Genomic DNA, 764 nt, shown 5'->3' with positions numbered 1-764 from the left:
TTTGACAAAAGGCAGTGAAAAACCGGAAGATATTCACAACACAAGTTTATTGAGAAACAGCTGTTTTTTCAATTGGCTTGAATCAAAGAAGACGAGGGGGATCACCATGGCTGAGGAAAAAAAAGCAAACCAACTGCCTGACAGAAGTGAGGTAAAGGCAGAAGACACATGGAGACTTGAGGATATTTTTCCTAGTGATGAGGCCTGGAATAAAGAATTTCAAGCTGTAAAAGAATTAATTCCGAATTTATCTAAGTATAAAGGAAAGCTGGCAGATTCAGCTGATCATTTATACGAGGCTCTTACGTATCAAGATAAAGTGATGGAGCGGCTGGGTAGGCTGTACACATATGCGCATATGCGCTCTGACCAGGATACTGGGAACTCTTTTTACCAGGGGCTGAATGACAAGGCGGGAAACCTGTATACACAGGCTGCAAGCGCGACAGCTTATTTGGTTCCGGAGATTTTATCCATAGAAGAAGACAAACTGCAGCAGTTCATTCTTGAAAAAGAAGAATTAAAGCTGTACTCTCATGCGATTGAGGAGATTACAAAGGAACGCCCGCATGTGCTGAGCGAGAAGGAAGAGGCACTGCTTGCTGAAGCCTCCGAGGTACTGGGGTCATCTTCAAATACATTCAGCGTGTTAAATAACGCAGATATAACGTTTCCATCCATTAAAGACGAAGATGGGAATGAAAAACAGATCACTCACGGCAACTTTATTAATTTCTTGGAAAGTGAAAACCGTGAAGTCCGCA

At 42.4% G+C, this 764-nt stretch carries 1 protein-coding gene; it reads left to right on the top strand.

Annotation, left to right across the window (positions count from 1 at the left end; all coding sequences use genetic code 11):
• Window positions 1-106 precede the first annotated feature (106 nt).
• The coding region (locus ACWHAR_RS26285) for a M3 family oligoendopeptidase (protein ID WP_452088325.1) at window positions 107-764 on the top strand (658 nt) is incomplete at its 3' end.

The organism is Bacillus sp. LR--39, assembly GCF_053613335.1.
This window is presented reverse-complemented; position numbering and strand designations above follow the sequence as displayed.